This window comes from Variovorax paradoxus (assembly GCA_016806145.1).
In the GTDB taxonomy this organism is placed as follows: domain Bacteria; phylum Pseudomonadota; class Gammaproteobacteria; order Burkholderiales; family Burkholderiaceae_C; genus Variovorax.
The window spans coordinates 377,008-393,514 of record CP063167.1; the positions used below are offsets into that span (position 1 = coordinate 377,008).

At 70.5% G+C, this 16,507-nt stretch carries 15 protein-coding genes; 5 read left to right on the top strand and 10 right to left on the bottom strand.

Going from position 1 to position 16,507, the window contains the following annotated elements:
• The first annotated feature begins 3 nt into the window (after positions 1–3).
• Genes INQ48_32720 through INQ48_32730 form a run of 3 tightly spaced genes read left to right on the top strand, consistent with a single transcriptional unit; the run spans position 4 to position 2,812 of the window.
• On the top strand, positions 4–420 hold the full coding sequence (locus INQ48_32720; protein ID QRF62317.1) for a PaaI family thioesterase: 417 nt from the start codon (positions 4–6) through the stop codon (positions 418–420).
• Positions 417–1,658, top strand: a complete 1,242-nt coding sequence (locus tag INQ48_32725; protein QRF62318.1) for an FAD-dependent monooxygenase — start codon at positions 417–419, stop codon at positions 1,656–1,658. Before INQ48_32720 ends, INQ48_32725 begins: the two co-directional genes overlap by 4 nt.
• Entirely contained in the window at positions 1,655–2,812 is a 1,158-nt protein-coding gene (locus INQ48_32730) for a CoA transferase (GenBank protein QRF62319.1), read from the top strand. The genes INQ48_32725 and INQ48_32730 overlap by 4 nt, the downstream gene beginning before the upstream one ends.
• Here the strand turns inward: INQ48_32730 and INQ48_32735 are convergent.
• Genes INQ48_32735 through INQ48_32760 form a run of 6 tightly spaced genes read right to left on the bottom strand, consistent with a single transcriptional unit; the run spans position 2,809 to position 9,071 of the window.
• Complete coding sequence (locus tag INQ48_32735) at positions 2,809–3,381, bottom strand: DUF2889 domain-containing protein (GenBank protein ID QRF62320.1); 573 nt, start codon at positions 3,379–3,381, stop codon at positions 2,809–2,811. The genes INQ48_32730 and INQ48_32735 overlap by 4 nt on opposite strands.
• Positions 3,382–3,395: 14 nt before the next feature.
• Complete coding sequence (locus INQ48_32740) at positions 3,396–4,085, bottom strand: nitroreductase (protein QRF62321.1); 690 nt, start codon at positions 4,083–4,085, stop codon at positions 3,396–3,398.
• Between the two features lie 34 nt (positions 4,086–4,119).
• Positions 4,120–5,259, bottom strand: coding sequence for a CoA transferase (locus tag INQ48_32745; protein ID QRF62322.1), 1,140 nt, complete (start codon positions 5,257–5,259; stop codon positions 4,120–4,122).
• A complete protein-coding gene (locus INQ48_32750; protein ID QRF62323.1) occupies positions 5,256–6,482 on the bottom strand; it encodes an FAD-dependent monooxygenase in 1,227 nt (408 codons plus the stop codon). The genes INQ48_32745 and INQ48_32750 overlap by 4 nt, the downstream gene beginning before the upstream one ends.
• Positions 6,479–7,474 (bottom strand): tripartite tricarboxylate transporter substrate binding protein, encoded by a 996-nt coding sequence (locus tag INQ48_32755; GenBank protein ID QRF62324.1) that lies wholly within the window; start codon positions 7,472–7,474, stop codon positions 6,479–6,481. Before INQ48_32755 ends, INQ48_32750 begins: the two co-directional genes overlap by 4 nt.
• Positions 7,475–7,514: 40 nt before the next feature.
• Positions 7,515–9,071 (bottom strand): AMP-binding protein, encoded by a 1,557-nt coding sequence (locus INQ48_32760; GenBank protein ID QRF62325.1) that lies wholly within the window; start codon positions 9,069–9,071, stop codon positions 7,515–7,517.
• A 368-nt stretch (positions 9,072–9,439) separates the two neighbouring features.
• On the opposite strand from INQ48_32760, the gene INQ48_32765 reads away from it, so the two are divergent.
• Both INQ48_32765 and INQ48_32770 read left to right on the top strand, forming a co-directional pair.
• Positions 9,440–9,997, top strand: coding sequence for a TetR/AcrR family transcriptional regulator (locus tag INQ48_32765; GenBank protein QRF63047.1), 558 nt, complete (start codon positions 9,440–9,442; stop codon positions 9,995–9,997).
• Between the two features lie 76 nt (positions 9,998–10,073).
• Positions 10,074–11,273, top strand: coding sequence for an MFS transporter (locus tag INQ48_32770; GenBank protein QRF62326.1), 1,200 nt, complete (start codon positions 10,074–10,076; stop codon positions 11,271–11,273).
• 44 nt (positions 11,274–11,317) lie between these two features.
• Here the strand turns inward: INQ48_32770 and INQ48_32775 are convergent, their stop codons facing one another.
• From INQ48_32775 to INQ48_32790, 4 genes are all read right to left on the bottom strand, one after another.
• A complete protein-coding gene (locus tag INQ48_32775; protein QRF62327.1) occupies positions 11,318–13,450 on the bottom strand; it encodes a WG repeat-containing protein in 2,133 nt (710 codons plus the stop codon).
• Between the two features lie 190 nt (positions 13,451–13,640).
• Positions 13,641–14,486 (bottom strand): ABC transporter permease, encoded by an 846-nt coding sequence (locus INQ48_32780; GenBank protein ID QRF62328.1) that lies wholly within the window; start codon positions 14,484–14,486, stop codon positions 13,641–13,643.
• A complete protein-coding gene (locus INQ48_32785; GenBank protein ID QRF62329.1) occupies positions 14,389–15,651 on the bottom strand; it encodes an ABC transporter substrate-binding protein in 1,263 nt (420 codons plus the stop codon). The genes INQ48_32780 and INQ48_32785 overlap by 98 nt, the downstream gene beginning before the upstream one ends.
• The gene (locus INQ48_32790) at positions 15,648–16,490 is read right to left on the bottom strand and encodes an ABC transporter ATP-binding protein (GenBank protein QRF63048.1); all 843 of its coding nucleotides are present in this window, start codon (positions 16,488–16,490) and stop codon (positions 15,648–15,650) included. Before INQ48_32790 ends, INQ48_32785 begins: the two co-directional genes overlap by 4 nt.
• Positions 16,491–16,507 lie beyond the last annotated feature (17 nt).

The window sequence follows — 16,507 nt, forward strand, 5'->3', positions numbered from 1 at the left end:
GCGATGGCCACATTCGACCTGCAATCCGCGCCCGCGATCCTCGCGGAGGTCTTTCCGCCCTGGGTGTTGTCGCTGCGCCCCGAGATCGTCCACATCGGCGATGGCCAGACGGTGCTCGCCATGCCCTTGTCGCCGGTCGCCTGCCGCGAAGGCGGGACCGTGTCGGGCCAGGCGATCGCGGCGCTGGCCGACACCGCGATGGTGTGCGCGCTGTGGGCCGCGCTGGGCGAACAGCGCCCGGTCGCGACCGTCGACCTGCACGTCACCTACCTGCGCGCCGCGAAGGACGGCCTGCGCGCCACGGCCGAGGTCGTGAAGCAGGGACGCAGCCTGTCGTTCGCGCGCGTGAGCATCGCGAGCGACAGCGAACCCGATCGCCCGGTGGCCACGGCCGTCGGCACCTTCGCGACCGGCGCATGAATGGCCCGCAAATCCCGGCGCTGCCGCGCATTTTGGTCGCCGGCGCGGGCATCGGCGGCCTGGCACTGGCCGCGCTGCTGCATCGACGCGGCTTCGCGGTCGAGGTGTACGAGCAGGCCAGCCAGCTGCAGGAAGTCGGCGCGGGCGTGCAGCTGAGCGCGAACGCAGTCAAAGTGCTGCGCGCGCTCGAGATCGACGAGCAGGTCGTGTCCCGAGGCTTCCTGCCGCGCCACTTCATCGGCTGGAGCTGGCGCTCCGGCCGCATGCTCTACAAGACCCCGCTGCATCCCTCGCACCAGGCCCGCTACGGCGCGCCCTACGTGCACGTGCATCGCGCCGACCTGCATGCGCTGCTGCGTTCGGCACTGCCGGCCGGCATGGTCCGGATCGCGCACAAGGTGTCGGCGGTGACCCAGGAGTCCGACCGGGTACGCGTCGACTTCGAGAACGGCCATGTGGCGTTCGCGGACGTCGTCGTCGGCGCCGATGGTATCCATTCGGCGGTGCGGCGCTCGCTGTTCGGCGACGAGGCGCCGCGCTTCACCGGCAACATCTGCTGGCGCGGCATCATCCCCGCGGAGCTGCTGCCTCCGGGCCAGGTGCTGCCCGCCTCGTCGAACTGGATGGGGCCCGACGGCCATGTCGTGACCTACTACCTGCGCGGCGGCGCGCTCGTCAACTTCGTGGCGATCCGCGAGACCGAGGCCTGGACCGGCGAGTCGTGGACCACGCCCAGTTCGAAGGACGAACTGCTGCGGGCCTTCGAGGGCTGGAACCCGCGGCTGCTCGCGCTCTTCGAGCGCGCCGAGGGCCTGTACAAGTGGGGCCTGTTCGATCGCGATCCACTCGCGCAATGGAGCGTGGGCCGGGTCACGCTGATCGGCGATGCCGCGCATCCCATGCTGCCCTTTCTCGCGCAGGGCGCCGCGCAGGCGCTCGAGGACAGCTATGCGCTGGCCGACTGGCTGACGCGCTTTCCGCACGCGCCGGTCGAGGCGCTCGCGGCCTACGAGGCGGAACGCAAGCCGCGCACCAGCCGCATCCAGCTCGGCGCGCGCGAACGCGGCCGCACCGCGCACCTGCGCTCGCCGTGGGCGCGGCTGAAGCGCGACCTCGGCTTCTTCTGGCAGAACCTCACGGCACCCGGCAAGACCTCGCACCGCGCCGAATGGATCTTCCAGCACGACGTGACGCAGGCGCCGCGAACGCTCGAGGCCCGCGAGACGGCACGGGCATGACGCCGGCGCCACATGGGCCCTTGAGGGGCCTCAAGGTGGTGGAGATGCCCGCGATCGGCCCCGTGCCCTTCTGCGGCATGCTGCTGGCCGACCTCGGCGCCGACGTGCTTCGGCTGGACCGCCCGCACACGGCCGGCCTTGGCGAGCCGCTGGACACGGCCTGCGACGACCTGGGCCGCGGCAAGCGGTCGCTGGTCGTGGACCTGAAGGCGCCGAGCTCGCGGGAGCGGGTGCTGGCCATCCTCGAGAAGGCCGACGTCGTCATCGAGGGCTTCAGGCCCGGCGTGATGGAGCGGCTCGGCCTCGGGCCGGAGGTGGCGCTGCGGCGCAACCCGCGCCTCGTCTACGGCCGCATGACCGGCTGGGGACAGCACGGGCCGCTCGCGGCATCGGCCGGGCACGACATCAACTATCTCGCGCTCACGGGCGCGCTGCATGCCATCGGTCGAAGCGGCGAGGCACCGGTGCCGCCGCTCAACCTGGTCGCTGATTTCGGCGGCGGCTCGCTGTACCTGGCGCTGGGCATTCTGTCGGCGCTGCACGAGCGCCAGTCGTCGGGCGCGGGCCAGGTGATCGATGCCGCGATCGTCGACGGCGCGTCGTCGCTCATGACCCTCGCCTATGCGTTGCGGCGCCAGGGCCTGTGGCGCGACGAGCGCGGGGCGAACTCGCTCGACGGCGGCGCGCCCTGGTACGACAGCTATCGCTGCCTCGATGGCGAGTACGTCTGCGTCGGCGCGCTCGAGCGGAAATTCTTCGTCGAGCTGATGGGCCTCATCGGCCTCGACGCCGACGATTTCCCTGATCACATGGACCGGGCATGCTGGCCCGCGCTTCGCTCCGTGCTGGGCCGCACCTTCGCGCAGCGCAGCCGCGATGCATGGTGCGCGCTGCTCGAGGGCACGGACTGCTGCTTCGCGCCGGTCTTGTCGATGGCGCAGGCTGCCGAGCATCCGCACCTGAAGGCGCGCGGGACCTTCGCGGACCCCGGTACGGGGATGCAGCCGGCCGCCGCGCCGAGGTTCTCGCGCACCCCGGGGCGGGCCGGGCACGCGGCGCCGGCGCCGGGATGCGGTGGCGAACAAGCATTGCGCGACTGGGGCGTGGAAGGTCATCCGCCGACTGGCGCGGCGGAAGCCCGCTCGGATCGCTAGGAACCCGGGCCCGCGGTACGCGCGTGCTTCGGGTAGTAGCGCAGCACGGCCGGGCCGGTGGCATCCCAGCCCAGGCAGGTGTTCAGGTGCGCGGGCGCCCTCGAATCGCCCGGCACTTCGATGCCGCTTGCTGCCCGCCGCCGCGCCAGCACCGGCGGAATGGTCTGGATCGCCGCGGTGGCGACGCCGAACAGCAGCTCGCGCAGATGCGTGCAGCCCTCGATGCCGCCGATGCGTGCCTGGATGGCATCGCGCCAGCCGCGGCCCAGCCTGGCGCCGACCAGCGCCTGCATCTTCGCCTGCACGCGCCGGCATTCAGCGAAGGGCGCGCTGTCCATCGCGACTTCGATCGCCACGATCTCGAGGCCGTCGTCGAGCGTCACGCGAAGGCCCATGTCGTGGACCGGCGTGCCGGCGCTCAACAGCCGCCCGTCTACCTCGCGGTCGTAGGCCTTGACGTCGCGCAGCCACGCATCGATATCCCAGCGGCCGTCGGCGCGCAGGTAGCCGCGGTAGCTGATGCTGCGTTCATGCAAAGGCTCCCGGTCCGTGGCCTGCGGGAGAGGCATGGCTTCTTCCCCGCTCAGTCGCGCCAGTCGACGACCTGCTCGATCGGCGCGCGGGTCGTGCGGAAGCTGTTGGCCGCATGGGCCTCGTCCTCGTAGCCGAAGGACATGCCGCAGACCACGAGCCGCTCCTCGGGAATGCCGAGCTGCTTCTTCACCAGCGGGCTGTAGACCGCCAGCGCGCCCTGCGCAATGGCCGCGAGGCCGTGCGCCTGCATGGCCAGCAACACCAGCTGCACATAGCCGCCGACGTCGATGGCGCCGTAGGTACCGAGCCCGGGGTCGGAGCTGAAGATGGCCGCATGGGGCGCGCCGAAGAAGCGGAAGTTCTCCTTCATCTGCCGGGCCGTCCCCTCCTTGTCGCCCTTGGCGATCGCCAGCGCGTCGTAGAGCTGGAAGCCGCATTCGCGGCGCCGGTCCTGGTAGACACCGGTGTAGGCATGCGGCAGCGGGAGGTCGCTCGAGCGGTCGTCCGGCCCGGCCGCCAGCAGCGCGGCGCTCAGCGCGTCGCGTGCGCCGCCCGACACCACGCTGACCTGCCAGGCCTGCACGTTGGACCAGGAAGCCGCGCGCTGGGCGCTGCGGAAGACCTGCTCGATCAGCGAACGCGGCACCGCGCGCGGCTGGAAGGCCCGGCAGCTGTGGCGTTCCGAGAGAAGCCGGTCCAGTGTCTGCGCCGCGGCGGGCGACTCGAGGGTGTCTTGCATGTGGAATCGATCCTTGTGATGTGTGGTGGTGCGGTCAGGCGACGGCCCGAGCGTCGAGCAGCGCGCGTATCTGCTCGGGCCCGTAGCCGAGTTCGTCGAGGATGCGCCGCGTGACGTCTTCGCCCTGCATGACCGGCGCGCCCTTCGATGCAGGCGTGCGCGACAGGCGGGGCGCGGGCGCCGGCTGCGGCAGCGGGCCCTCGCGGTCGAAGGCCCGGCGCTGCGCCAGCGCCGGGTCGGCTTGCGCTTCGTCGAGGCTCGCGACCGCGGTGACACAGGCCTCCTTGCCGTCGAACAGCTGCATCCATTCGGCGAGCGGCCTGCGCGCGACCACAGCCGCGATCTCGGCCTTCAGCCCGGCCCAGGCCGCGGGCTGCTCGCACAGCGCGGCACGGTCCGCGGGCAGGCCCAGCACCGCCATCAGCGTGGCGCGAAACGGCGCCTCCATGGCGCCGACCGCGAGGTGCCTGCCTTCCGCCGTTCGGTAGACCGCGTAATGCGGCGCGCCGCCATCGAGGAAATTGCCGCCGCGCCCGCCCGCCCAGTCGCCGCGCGCGCGGATCGCCCACAGCGAGGTCATCAGCGAGAGCACGCCGTCGGTCATGGCGATGTCGAGCACCTGGCCCTGGCCGGAGCGATGGCGCTCGAGCAGCGCCGCGCAGATGCCGAAGGCGGCATGCATCGAACCACCGGCGAAATCCGCGATCAGGTTCAGCGGGATCGCGGGCCCGCCCTCGGCCGTGCCGATGCTGTCGAGTGCGCCGGTGGCCGCGAGAAAGTTGATGTCGTGTCCGGCCGAGCGGGCCAGCGGCCCTTCCTGGCCCCAGCCGGTGATGCGCGCATAGACCAGCGCCGCGTTCGCGGCCTGGCACGGCGCCGGCCCCAGGCCCAGCCGTTCCATCACGCCGGGCCTGAAGCCCTCGACCAGCACGTCGGCCCTGTCGATCAGCCGCCGCACGGCCGCCAACCCTTCGGGCTGCTTGAGATCGACGCGCATCTCGCGCTTGCCGCGGTCGGTAAAGCGCAGCGCGGGATCGTGGCGCCGTGGCTCGTCGAAGCGCGCGACCTGAATCACCTCGGCGCCCATGTCCGCGAGCATCATCGTGCACAGCGGCACCGGCCCCTTGGCCATGAACTCGACCACGCGGATGCCCGCCAGCGCGCGCGCGCTCATGGCCGGCTCCCGGCCGCCTTCGAGGCCATCTTCGCCACGTCGTAGCCGTACAGCGACTGGCCGCGCTCGATCTGCTCGTCGCGCTTCATCCGGCTGTTGAAGAACAGCGTGGCATTGCGGCGCAGCGATTCGCGCGCGCTGCCCACGTGCATCGCGTGGCCGCGTGCGCGCGCGGCCAGCTGGATGCGGCCGGTGCGCTGGATGCGCGCACCCTCGTAGGTGCGCAGTGCCTGCGCGGCATCGGATCCCGCGGCCAGGCTCTCGGCCAGCAGGAAGGCGTCTTCCATCGCCATGACGGCGCCCTGCGCGAGGAATGGCAGCATGGGATGCGCGGCATCGCCCAGCAGGGTGGCGCGCCCGCGCCCCCAGGCCGGCAGCGGATCGCGGTCGTAGAGCGCCCAGCGGTTGCACTGCTCGGCGCGCTCGAGGATGCGCAGCAGCCCCTTGTTCCATCCGGCGAAGGCCTGCAGCAGGTCGCCGCGCTCCGCCTCCTGGGTCCACGACTCGTCGGCCCAGCGCGTGGTCTCCTGGACCGCGACGATGTTGAGCAGGCTGCCGCCGCGCACGTAGTAATGGACCACGTGGCCGCCGGGGCCGACCCAGATCGTGGAGTCGCGCGCCACCTCGCGGCGCAGCGCGTCGTCGACCGGGACCGTGGCGCGGAAGGCCACGTTGCCGGTGAAGCGCGGCGACTCGTCGCCGTGCAGGAAGCGCCGCACCGCCGAGTGGATGCCGTCGGCGCCGATCACGGCGTCGAAGCGCGCGCGGTCCTCGCCGAAGCCGAGCGTGATATCGCCATCGCCATCGTCCATGTCCATCGACGTGAGCCGGCGGCCGACCTGGAGCGCCGATGGCGCCACGGCGCCGAGCAGCATCTGGTGCAGGTCCGCGCGGTGCACGTGGTAGTACGGCGCGCCGTAGGCACGGTCGAAGTCGCCCTGGATGCCGGTGCGCGAGATCGCGATGCCGGTCTTCCAGCCGCGGATCACCAGGTTCTGCGGCCGCACGCCCAGGGCGTCGAGCGCATCGCCCAGGCCCAGGCTGCGCAGCACCTTGACGCCGTTGGGACTGACCTGCAGGCCCGCGCCGACCTCGCGGAAGGCCGGCGCCTGCTCGAACACGACGGCCTCGATGCCGCGCTGCCGCAGCAGCGCCGCGGCGCACAGGCCGCCGATGCCGCCGCCCACGATCGCGACGCGGCCCGGTCCGGATGCGGCGCTCATCGCTTGGCGAACCCGTACTTGGTGAGCAGGGCGCGCTCGTCGACCGTGGCCTTCACCGCGAAGCGCGTGAACTCGGCCGTGTCCTTGAAGCGCGGGCCCTGGCCGTAGCGCAGCATCGCGGCCTTCACGTCGGGCGCCTCGAGGCTGCGCCGGAAGGCTTCCTGCAGCGTGCGCACCACCGCCGGGCTCATGTTCTTCGGACCCACCAGCCCCCAGGGCGAATCGATGCTCGCGCGGTAGCCGAGCTCGCGCGTGGTCGGCACCGTCGTCCACTTCGGCGAACGCTCGTCGCTCGCCACGGCCAGCAGCCGCGCCTTGCCCGAATCGACCAGCGAACCGTAGCCGCCGGAGCCGTCGACCACGAACTGGACGTCGCCCGCCAGCAGCGCCACCGAGACGTCGGCGCTGCCCTTGTAGGGAATGGGATTCCACTTCACCTTCTCCTGCGCGGTCATCTCCTCCATCAGCAGGTGGCCGCTGTTCCCGAGGCCCGCGGGCACGCCGTAGTTCATGCGCTCCGGGTTCGCCCTGCCGAAGGCGACGAGGTCGGCCCAGGTCTTGAACGGCGAATCGGCGCGCACCACGATCGCGAACGGCACATGGGTCAGGCACACGACGTAGGTCAGGTCGGCGATGGGGTCGTAGCCCACGTCCTCCGTCACCGGCGCACGGTACACCGCCATGGTCGCGAGCCCCAGCGTGTAGCCGTCGGGCGGCGCGTTCCTGGTCTGCAGGATGCTGATGGTGCCGCCGGCGCCGGGCCGGTTGTCCACCACGATGGGCTGGCCGAGGATGCCCTCGGCGGCGCGCGCCATGACGCGAAACACCGCGTCGGTCGAGCCGCCGGGCGGAAAGCCGACCAGCACGCGGATCGGTTTCGACGGAAAGCCCGCGGGCTCGGCCGCGAAGGCCGAAGGCAGGGTGGCAACGGCCGGGGCCAGGAGCGCGGCCCGCAGCAGGGCGCGCCGCGTCGGCGTGGTGATGGATGGCATGGCTTGTCTCTGTGGTTCGAAGGGAAGCGGGCGGCGTGGCTCAGATGCGGCGGCCATGGCCTGCCCAGTAGGGCTCGGAGAGGCGGCGCTTGTAGATCTTTCCGTTGTCCTGCCGCGGCATCTGGGTCTCGAAGCGAATCACCGACGGCACCTTGAACTTGGTGAGCCGCGCCAGCAGCGTGGCGCTGATCTCCTCGGCCGTGAGCGCCGCGCCCGGCGCCAGCTGCACATGCGCCGCCAGGGCCTCGCCGTACTCCTCGTGCGGAATGCCGAACACGGCGCAGTCCTGGATGCCGGCGATGTCGATCAGCGCGGCCTCGATCTCGGCCGGATAGATGTTGACGCCGCCCGAGATCACCATGTCCTTCACGCGATCGCAGACGAAAAGGTAGCCGCCCTCGTCGAGGTAGCCCATGTCGCCGGTCGCGACCAGGCCGTGCCGGTCGAGCGCGGCGCGGTCCGCGTGGCGGTTGCGGTAGGTGAAGTCCGGGTAGGTGTCGTTGCGGCAGCAGATCTCGCCGATCTCGCCCGCGGGCAGCACGAGGCCGTCGGCATCGAGGATCTGCATGCGCACCGTCGACTGCGGATGGCCCACGGTGCCGGGGCGCTCCCTGGCGTCCTGCGGCGTGGCCACCGTCACCGGCCCGGTTTCGGACGCGCCGTAGAACTCGTAGATCACGTCGCCCATCCACTCGCACATGGCGGCCTTCACGGCCACGGGACAGGGCGCCGCCGTATGGATGATGTGCCGCACGCTGCTGACGTCGTAGCGCGCGCGGACCTCGGGCGGCAGCTTCAGCAGCCGGATGAACATGGTGGGCACCATGAACAGGTGCGAGATGTGGTAGTCCTGGATCAGCTGCAGCAGCTCGATCGGATCGAACTTCGAGCGCACCACCACCATGCCTTCCTTCGCGGTGGCCGCGTAGCAGGCGCGCCAGTAGGCCGTGGGACCGCCGTGATAGAGCGGCCCGAGGATCGCGGCATGCATGCCGGGCTGCGTGCCGAAGGCATGGTGCAGCGTGCCGAGGTTCTGGCGGAACGCCGCCAGGTCGGCATAGGGCTCGCGCTGCACGCCCTTGGGCTTTCCGGTCGTGCCCGAGGTGTACATGATCACGCCGCGCGGCTTGGTGGTCGGCCGGGCCGCATCCTGCTGCGCATCGAGCCAGGACTGCCAACCGATATGGCCGGCCGCGAGCGCATCCGCCGCGGCAGGCTCGACGCCATGGCGCACCGCGATCTCCTTCGGCGTCGGCACCGCGATGACCTGGAGCTTGTCGAGCAGGTCCGCATCGACCAGCGCCAGCAGGTCGTCGTGCGCGATGAGCACGCGCGCACCGCAGTCCTGCAGCACGTAGCCAATCTCCTCGCTCTTGCCATGCCAGTTGAGCGGCACGGCATAGATGCCCGCCAGGTCGGCCGCGGCCATCGCCTGCGCCATCGGCGCGTCGTTGCGCATCAGCAGCGCCACGGTGTCGCCTTCGACGAGTCCGAGCGTCTGCAGGCCGGAAGCGATCCGCGCGACCGCGCGGTCGAAGGCGGACCGGCTCTGAGAACCGCTTTCGCAGTTGAAGAAGATGGGGGCGATCTCTGTCATGCCTGTCTCTGTTCTGAGTGAGGAGGAAACACCGGCTGGGTGGCCACCGAGGCGGCGACTGGGTCCAGCCCCTGAGAAAAATTAAATCACCGTTCACTTTAAAAGTAAACCGTGATTCAGTATTTCAAACCTTAGGGAAAACCCAGGCTTCATCCCATGAGACATGGCGATCTCAGAGCTAAAGCCGGGCGAAAAAATCTGGTAAATGATGATTCACATAAAAGGGCCGATATGAACCGAACGCGGCACGAGGAAGCAACGCCTCAAATAGGGATCGATCGTTTCCCATATACTCGCCACCCATGTCCCCCTCCCCTTCGATCCAGGCCAGCCCCACGCGGGGCCGCGGCCGCCCGCGCGAGTTCGATATGGACGAGGCGCTCGACAAGGCCGTGCTGGTCTTCCGCGAACGCGGCTACCACGGCACCTCGATCACCGACCTGACGGCCGCGATGGCGCTGACCTCGGGCAGCGTCTACAAGGCCTTCAAGGACAAGCGCGGCATCTTTCTCGCGGCCCTCGACCGCTACAAGGAAAGGCGCGATCCGCTGATCCGGGCCGAGGTCGAGCGCGGCGCCACCGGCCGCGAGCGGCTGTTCAACGTGCTGAGCTTCTTCGCGGGCTCCGCGCACGGCGTCGAGGGCGAGCGCGGCTGCCTGGTGGTCGGCACGGCCACCGAACTGGCCACGCTCGACGACGAGGTCGCGCAACGCATCAAGCGCTCACTCGACCGGAACGAGGCCCTGCTCGAGGAACTGATCCGCCAGGGCAAGGCCGACGGCTCGCTCGCCACCGCGCTCGACGACAGGACCGCCGCGCGGCTCGTGCTGTGCGTGCTGCAAGGGATGCGCGTGGTCGGCACCACCGGGCGCGGCAAGAAGGAGATGCAGGCGGTCGCGGAGGCCGCGATGCACATCTTCAACTGATCCTTTTTTTGCCAATTTTGGATATGAACATTTCCTTATTTGGCGCCTTCATTTGTTCCACGCTCCCACGCTCCCCATGACGATCTCCACGAACACGGCAACGCCGCACGCCACCGCTGCGCAACCCCACGCCTGGCTGGTGCTGCTGGTGGCCACGGCCTGCGGCCTGGCTGCGGCCAACCTCTACTACGCGCAGCCGCTGGCCGGGCTGATCGGCGCCTCGCTCGCGCTGTCGCCCGCCGCCACCGGCCTCATCGTCACGCTGACGCAGATCGGCTACGGCCTGGGCCTGCTGTTCATCGTGCCGCTCGGCGACCTGGTCGAGAACCGGCTGCTGGTGCTGGTCCTGCTGTGCGCCGACGCGCTGTCGCTGCTGGCCGCGGGCCTGTCCACCCATCCGCTGCCCTTCCTGGCGGCGGCGCTGTGCATCGGGCTCGGCACCGTGGCGGTCCAGGTGCTGGTGCCCTACGTCACCCACCTGGTGCCCGAAGCCCGGCGCGGGCGCGCCGTCGGCAGCGTGATGAGCGGCCTGATGCTGGGGATCATGCTGGCGCGGCCGGTGGCGAGCTTCGTCGCGCAGCTGTCGTCGTGGCACGTGGTGTTCGTGCTTTCGTCGGCCCTGATGCTGGTGCTGGCCCTGGTCCTCGCGCTGGCGCTGCCGCCGCGCACGCCATCGCACGGCATGCGCTACGGCGAGTTGCTCGCATCGATGGTGCGGCTCGCGCGCACGACACGGGTCCTGCAGCGGCGCGCGCTCTATCACGCCTTCCTGTTCGCATCGTTCAGCCTGTTCTGGACCGTCACGCCGCTGCTGCTCGCGAGCAGCGAATACGGGCTGTCGCAGGCGGAGATCGCCCTCTTTGCGCTGGTGGGCGTGGCGGGCGCCGTGGCCGCTCCCCTGGTCGGCCGTGCCGCCGACCGCGGCTGGAGCCGCGGCGCGACCATCGGCGCCATGCTCGCGGTGGCGGGCAGCTTCCTGCTGGCCCATTTCAGCCATGGCGGATCGCCGCTGTCGCTGGGCCTGCTGGTGGTCGCGGCGGTGGTGCTGGACTTCGGCGTGGCGGCCAACATGACCCTGGGGCAGCGCGCGATCTTCGGCCTCGGTGCCGAACTGCGCTCGCGGCTCAACGGGCTCTACATGGCCACCTTCTTCCTCGGCGGCGCGGCGGGGTCGGCACTCGGTGCCTGGGCCTATGCGAAGGGCGGATGGCCGCTGGCGTCGTGGATCGGGTTCGCGTTGCCGGCGGTGGCGCTGGCGTGGTTCGCGACGGAGTGAGCGCGACGGTCGAGGCCGTCACGCCTGAAGACCCGGCAGCGCCCTCAACGCGCCGACGAGGACAGCGCGCGCAGCCAGCGTTCGCGCTCTTCGTCCTCCAGCGCCAGCAAGCTCTCGGGTGAACCGCCTCCGCCGACGACCTGAAGGTCCTGCAGCTGCCTGCGCACCTCGGGCCTGGCGAGCACCTGGGCCACGGCTTCCTGCACGGTGCGATTGGACGCGGCATCCGAGTTCGCCGGTGCCCAGAGGCTGAAGTGGTCGTACGTCGCGTAGCCGCTCAAGGGCGCGCTAGCGGCCAGCGTCGGCCACGGCACGCCCTCGAAGCTTTGCGGGCGCGCCGGATCGGCGGTGGTGCCGAGCACGCGCAACTGGCCGCGCCGTACGGCGACCGCCACGCCGTTCACGGGCGCGAACAGCAGGTCCACCGCATGCTCCTTCGTGATGACGTCCGAGTCGGGGTACATGCCCTTGAAGACCACGCGTTGCACGTCGACACCGCTCAGCGCGCGGAACTGGCCGAAGGCGAGATGGCCGGTCCAGCCGTCTTCGCCCGTGCCGATGCGCAGGCTGCCGGGATGGGCCCGCGCGTGGGCGAGCAGGTCATCGGTGCTGTGAATGCCCAGCGTGTCGGCCCTCGTGCTGTCGATGGCCAGCACCAGAGGCTGCGACGCCAGCAGCGTGACGGGGCGAAGGGCCTGCATCAGCGCATCGATCGGCGGGCCCTGGTGCACGCCCTCGATGCCTCCGCGCGGCAACCTCAGCGCCGCGAGCAGGACCTTCTCGTTGCCGCCTTCCGTCATCAGCCGGCGGTAGTCGGCCTCGGTGGCTTGGGGCACGTGATCGACCTGCACATTGCGTCCCAACAGCCTGGGCAGGTGGCTCGCCAGCATCCCGGCATAGTGGCTGCTGCGGCCACCGGGCGGAAACAGCACGGCCACGTGCAGCGTGGGCTGCGGCGCGGCGGCCAGCCATTGCCCCGCATCGTCGAGCAGGCCGTAGCGAATTTCCCATGCGCCAGCGGTGGACGCGTTGCGCACCAGGGCTTCGGCCACCCAGTGGCGGCCCATGCGATGGAATTGCCGAATGATCGGCCGTTCGTCCTGCCAACCGGGCGGCCGCCAGTCCTGGGGAAATGCGCCTACGACGACGGCGTAGCCATGGCGGAACGGACGCGCCTCCCGGAACTGCGGCGCGATCGCCCATTGACCCTGCGCGTTCCGGTATCCCCATCGGCCGGTGTCCGCGTCCTTGGCCGGCCGCAGCGCGGCGCCGGCATCGCTGCCATGCAGCCGTTGCCAGCGGCACGCGCGCGGCGTGCTGGCATTGCGCTGGCGATCGAGTCCGACGGCGGTGCACAGCCGGATGCGCCGCTGGGCTGTCGCGTCGGACAGCCCACCGAAGATGAACGGGATCACCATCCTCCCTCGCGCATCGATGAGGCCCGAGCCGGTGGAGCCCGGTGCCGCCATCTGCCGCTGGTAGTCCATCCATTGGGCCGTAGTGATATCCCGCGGCGGCGGCGGCGTGCGCCACTGCCCCGCGGCATCGCGCAGGCCGGGCTGTGCGTAGACCGTGTCCACCTGCAGATCGGAAGCCGCCTGCCTGGATTCGTCGGGCATCAGGTAGGAAAGAGCGGCGGGAGAGTCGATGGATGTCGTGTCCTTGCCATCGCAACTCACTGGCGGCACGGCCCACTGCCCTCGCGCATCGATGCGCCCGATACCCACCGTGGTCCGTTGTCCGCCGCCGGGCTTTTGCTCGACCAGCCACGCCTTGAGCGTCGGCTGGAGTGCGCCGTCGATGCCGATGATGCCGATGCGCTCCAGCCACGCGACCTGCCAGCGGCCATCGCAGAAGCTGCGCGCCGTCGGTGACAGGAAAAGCACTCGCCCGTCGAGGGCGTCGACCAGCGCAGGCGCGCGCTCGCTGTTCCTGCCCGGATTCAGGCTCAGCCAACGCGCCTTTTCGATCAGGTCCGGCGCGATGCCGATGGTGAAAGTGAAGATGTCTTCCCAGGGCGGCGCTGATGCATCCACCGGCCGCAATTGCCAGGCCGGCTGCATCGGCACAGTGCCCGGGTCAGCCTGCAGATCCTGGTAGGTCGGCGGCGCCGCGTTGGCCGAGCCTAGGGCGATGCAAAGCCACAGCAGGATTGCGAAGAGAGGCAGGCGCTTCATGAAGCTCGCCTGGTCGTGGCAGACAGGGGGATCGGTCTTTCGCTCATGGCTTCCGGTTCTTTTGCCGGTTGATTCTGCTTAAAAAACCAATGTATTCAACGCTTTATATGAAGTCCTTGCGTCATTCAGAAGGCTGAATTTTCCGGTTCGTTTTCCTGTTCGGTTGCCCCTGCTCGCCGCACGCGTCCCCTCACCCATGCGTCCACCGCGCATGCAACCACCGCGCCAACCCATCGAGCAGATACCCCAGCGCCCCGATCAGCACGATCACCGCCATCAGCTCCGAATAGGCGAGCCGGTCGCGCGTATCGAGGATGAAGTAGCCGAGCCCGGCCGACACGCCCAGCATCTCGGCCGGCACCAGCACGATCCAGATGATGCCGATGGCCAGCCGCACGCCCGTGAGCAGGTGCGCAGTGATGCCCGGCAGGATCACGCGCAGCACGGTCTCGCGGCGCGTGGCCGACAGGCTGCGCGCGAGCGTGAGCCAGTGCGGATCGAGTTGCGCGACGCCGGCCGCGGTGTTGAGCAGGATCGGCCACACGGCCGCGAAGGCCAGCAGGAAATACACCGGCAGGTCGCCCACGCCGAGCACCATCACGGCGATCGGCATCCACGACAGCGGCGAGATCATGCGCAGGAACTGGAACACCGGCGTGCTGGCCTGCGCGAAGCCGCGCCACAGCCCGGTGAGCACGCCCAGCGGCACGCCGAACACGATCGCCAGTGCGAGGCCAATGGCCACGCGCTGCAGGCTCAGCAGCGCGTGCTGCCAGATGTCGGGGCCGGCGACGAGACGCACGAGCGCCAGCGCCGACGGCCCGGGCGCGAAGGCCGCGGCGATCGGCGTGCGCTGCGCGAGCCAGGCGCTGCCGGCCCACCACAGCACGAGCGCGAGCGCGAGGCCGGCCAGCGGCAGTCCGAGGCGGCGGCCCACGTCAGACCGCGATGGTCTCGCGCCGCTGGTAGTCCGGCGCCACGCCGAACACCTGCGGCCCGCCCACGGCCTCGATCGCCTTGCGCACGAAGCGGTCATCGACCAGGTCGCGCGCCACGAACTTCGGATCGAGCGCACGCAGGAAGGCGTTCTCGCCCTCGACCCGGGTGCCCTGCACCGCGCGCACCAGCTGCTCGGTGTAGGAAGCGAAGGGATAGGGCTGGAAATCGATGCGCCGCTGGCTCCAGCCCTTGTGACGCACCACGCCGCTGGCCTCGTAGCTCGCGTAGTCGGTGGCGGCCAGCACCTTGGCCAGGGTCTGCGGCGGATGCGGCGTGTAGCGCCGCTCGCCGGCGTTCGACAGCAGCCGCGCCGCGTCGAGCCGGTTGTCGCGCGTCCACAGCTGCGCCTTGACGATCGCGTGGGTCACGCGCTGCGCCCATTCGGGCTTCTCGACGATGTCGCGCTCGGCCAGGAAGGTGACGCAGCAGGCATGGTCCTTCCACACGTCGCCCGAGAAGCGCAGCACCTTGCCCACGCCCGCGATCTCGGCCGCCGCGTTGAAGGGCTCGGCCACGATGAAGCCCGCGATCGAGCGCGCGGCCAGCGCCGACACCATCTCGGCCGGCGCCAGGACCACGAGGTTGACCTCCTTCGGACCCACGCCGCCGCCGGCACCCGCGCCCTTGGTGACGGCGCTGAGGCCCTCGGCGCGCAGCATGTCCTGCAGCAGCACGTTATGGATCGAATACCAGAACGGCACCGCCACGGTCTTGCCGCCGAGGTCGGAGAGCTTGCCGATCTCGGGCAGCACGGTGAGCGCCGAGCCGTTGATGTGGTTCCAGGCCGCGATCTTGGCCGGGAACTTCGAGCCGTAGCGCACCCACAGCGTGGCCGGCGTGAGCAGGTGGATCACGTTGACCTGGCCCGCGACGAAGGCCTCGACGATCTGCGCCCACGAACGGAACATGCGCGGCGCCTCGGCGCGCAACCCTTCCTTGTCGAACAGCCCGCGCGCATGCGCAATCAGGAGCGGCGTGGCATCGGTGATCGGCAGATAGCCGATCTTCACGGGCTGGTCGTCGCCCTTGAAGCCTTGCGCCATCGCATCGCCGGCCGAGAGAAAGGGCGCCGCCACCGCCGCGCCGGCCAGCGCCGACAGCCGCAGCATGTCGCGCCGCGTGAGGCCGCAGTCGCAGGCGGACGAGGCGCAGACATGGGTGGCGCGCAGCGCGGCGCCATGGGCGGGATTCGGGTCGGTCATTCGACGGGCTTTCTTTCTGGCATGCCGGGTGGCGATTCGATGGAGCAATGACGGCGCGTGGCCTGCAGCGCGGCGAGGATGTCGAGGCGAAGCGCGGTGAAGGCGGCGCCATCGCTGCGCGGGCGCGGCATGTCGACGCGCCATTCGCGCACGATGCGGCCCGGCCGCTCGCCCATCAGCAGGATGCGGTCGCCGACGAGGATCGCTTCATCGATGTCGTGCGTGACCAGCAGTGCGGCGGTGCGCCAGCGGTGCACCAGGTCGACCAGCAGTTCCTGCATCTCGGTGCGGGTGATGGCATCGAGCGCCGAGAAGGGTTCGTCGGCCAGCAGCAGCACCGGTTCGCGCGCGAGCGCGCGGGCCAGCGCCACGCGCTGCGCCATGCCGCCCGACAGCTGCGACGGATAGAGCCCGCCCTGCCCCGCGAGCCCCACGGCCGCGAGTGCGTCCTGCACGCGGCGCGTGCGCAGCTCGCGCTCGAGCTTCGGCTGGCGCGCGAAGTCGAGGCCGAAGCCCACGTTGCGCGCCGCATTGAGCCAGGGCAGCAGACCGGGCTGCTGGAACACCAGCGCCGCGCGCGGATGCGGCGAGCTCAAGGCCTCGCCCAGAAAACGGATCTCGCCCTGGGCATGCCCGACGCCGGGCACCTCGAGCCGCGCGAGCTGCCTCAGCAAGGTGGACTTGCCGCAGCCGCTGCCGCCGAGCAGGCAGACGATCTCGCGCGGCGCCACCGCGAGCGACACGCCGCTGAACACCGGCCTTGCCGCATCGAAGCCGAAGGCGAGATCGCGCGCCTCGAGCACCGGGTGCGGCGCATTCGCGGCCTCGTCGAGGCCGATCTCGGCAGCCAATACGC

Excerpts from the sequence above, each read along its gene's own strand:
- INQ48_32745 (QRF62322.1), bottom strand. The coding sequence starts at position 5,259 with ATGAGCGCGCGCGCGCTGGCGGGCATCCGCGTGGTCGAGTTCATGGCC.
- INQ48_32765 (QRF63047.1), top strand. The coding sequence starts at position 9,440 with ATGGACGAGGCGCTCGACAAGGCCGTGCTGGTCTTCCGCGAACGCGGC.
- INQ48_32725 (QRF62318.1), top strand. The coding sequence starts at position 417 with ATGAATGGCCCGCAAATCCCGGCGCTGCCGCGCATTTTGGTCGCCGGC.
- INQ48_32775 (QRF62327.1), bottom strand. The coding sequence starts at position 13,450 with ATGAAGCGCCTGCCTCTCTTCGCAATCCTGCTGTGGCTTTGCATCGCC.
- INQ48_32735 (QRF62320.1), bottom strand. The coding sequence starts at position 3,381 with ATGCCTCTCCCGCAGGCCACGGACCGGGAGCCTTTGCATGAACGCAGC.
- INQ48_32780 (QRF62328.1), bottom strand. The coding sequence starts at position 14,486 with ATGACCGCTTCGTGCGCAAGGCGATCGAGGCCGTGGGCGGGCCGCAGG.
- INQ48_32755 (QRF62324.1), bottom strand. The coding sequence starts at position 7,474 with ATGCCATCCATCACCACGCCGACGCGGCGCGCCCTGCTGCGGGCCGCG.
- INQ48_32760 (QRF62325.1), bottom strand. The coding sequence starts at position 9,071 with ATGACAGAGATCGCCCCCATCTTCTTCAACTGCGAAAGCGGTTCTCAG.
- INQ48_32720 (QRF62317.1), top strand. The coding sequence starts at position 4 with ATGGCCACATTCGACCTGCAATCCGCGCCCGCGATCCTCGCGGAGGTC.
- INQ48_32785 (QRF62329.1), bottom strand. The coding sequence starts at position 15,651 with ATGACCGACCCGAATCCCGCCCATGGCGCCGCGCTGCGCGCCACCCAT.
- INQ48_32770 (QRF62326.1), top strand. The coding sequence starts at position 10,074 with ATGACGATCTCCACGAACACGGCAACGCCGCACGCCACCGCTGCGCAA.
- INQ48_32730 (QRF62319.1), top strand. The coding sequence starts at position 1,655 with ATGACGCCGGCGCCACATGGGCCCTTGAGGGGCCTCAAGGTGGTGGAG.
- INQ48_32740 (QRF62321.1), bottom strand. The coding sequence starts at position 4,085 with ATGCAAGACACCCTCGAGTCGCCCGCCGCGGCGCAGACACTGGACCGG.
- INQ48_32750 (QRF62323.1), bottom strand. The coding sequence starts at position 6,482 with ATGAGCGCCGCATCCGGACCGGGCCGCGTCGCGATCGTGGGCGGCGGC.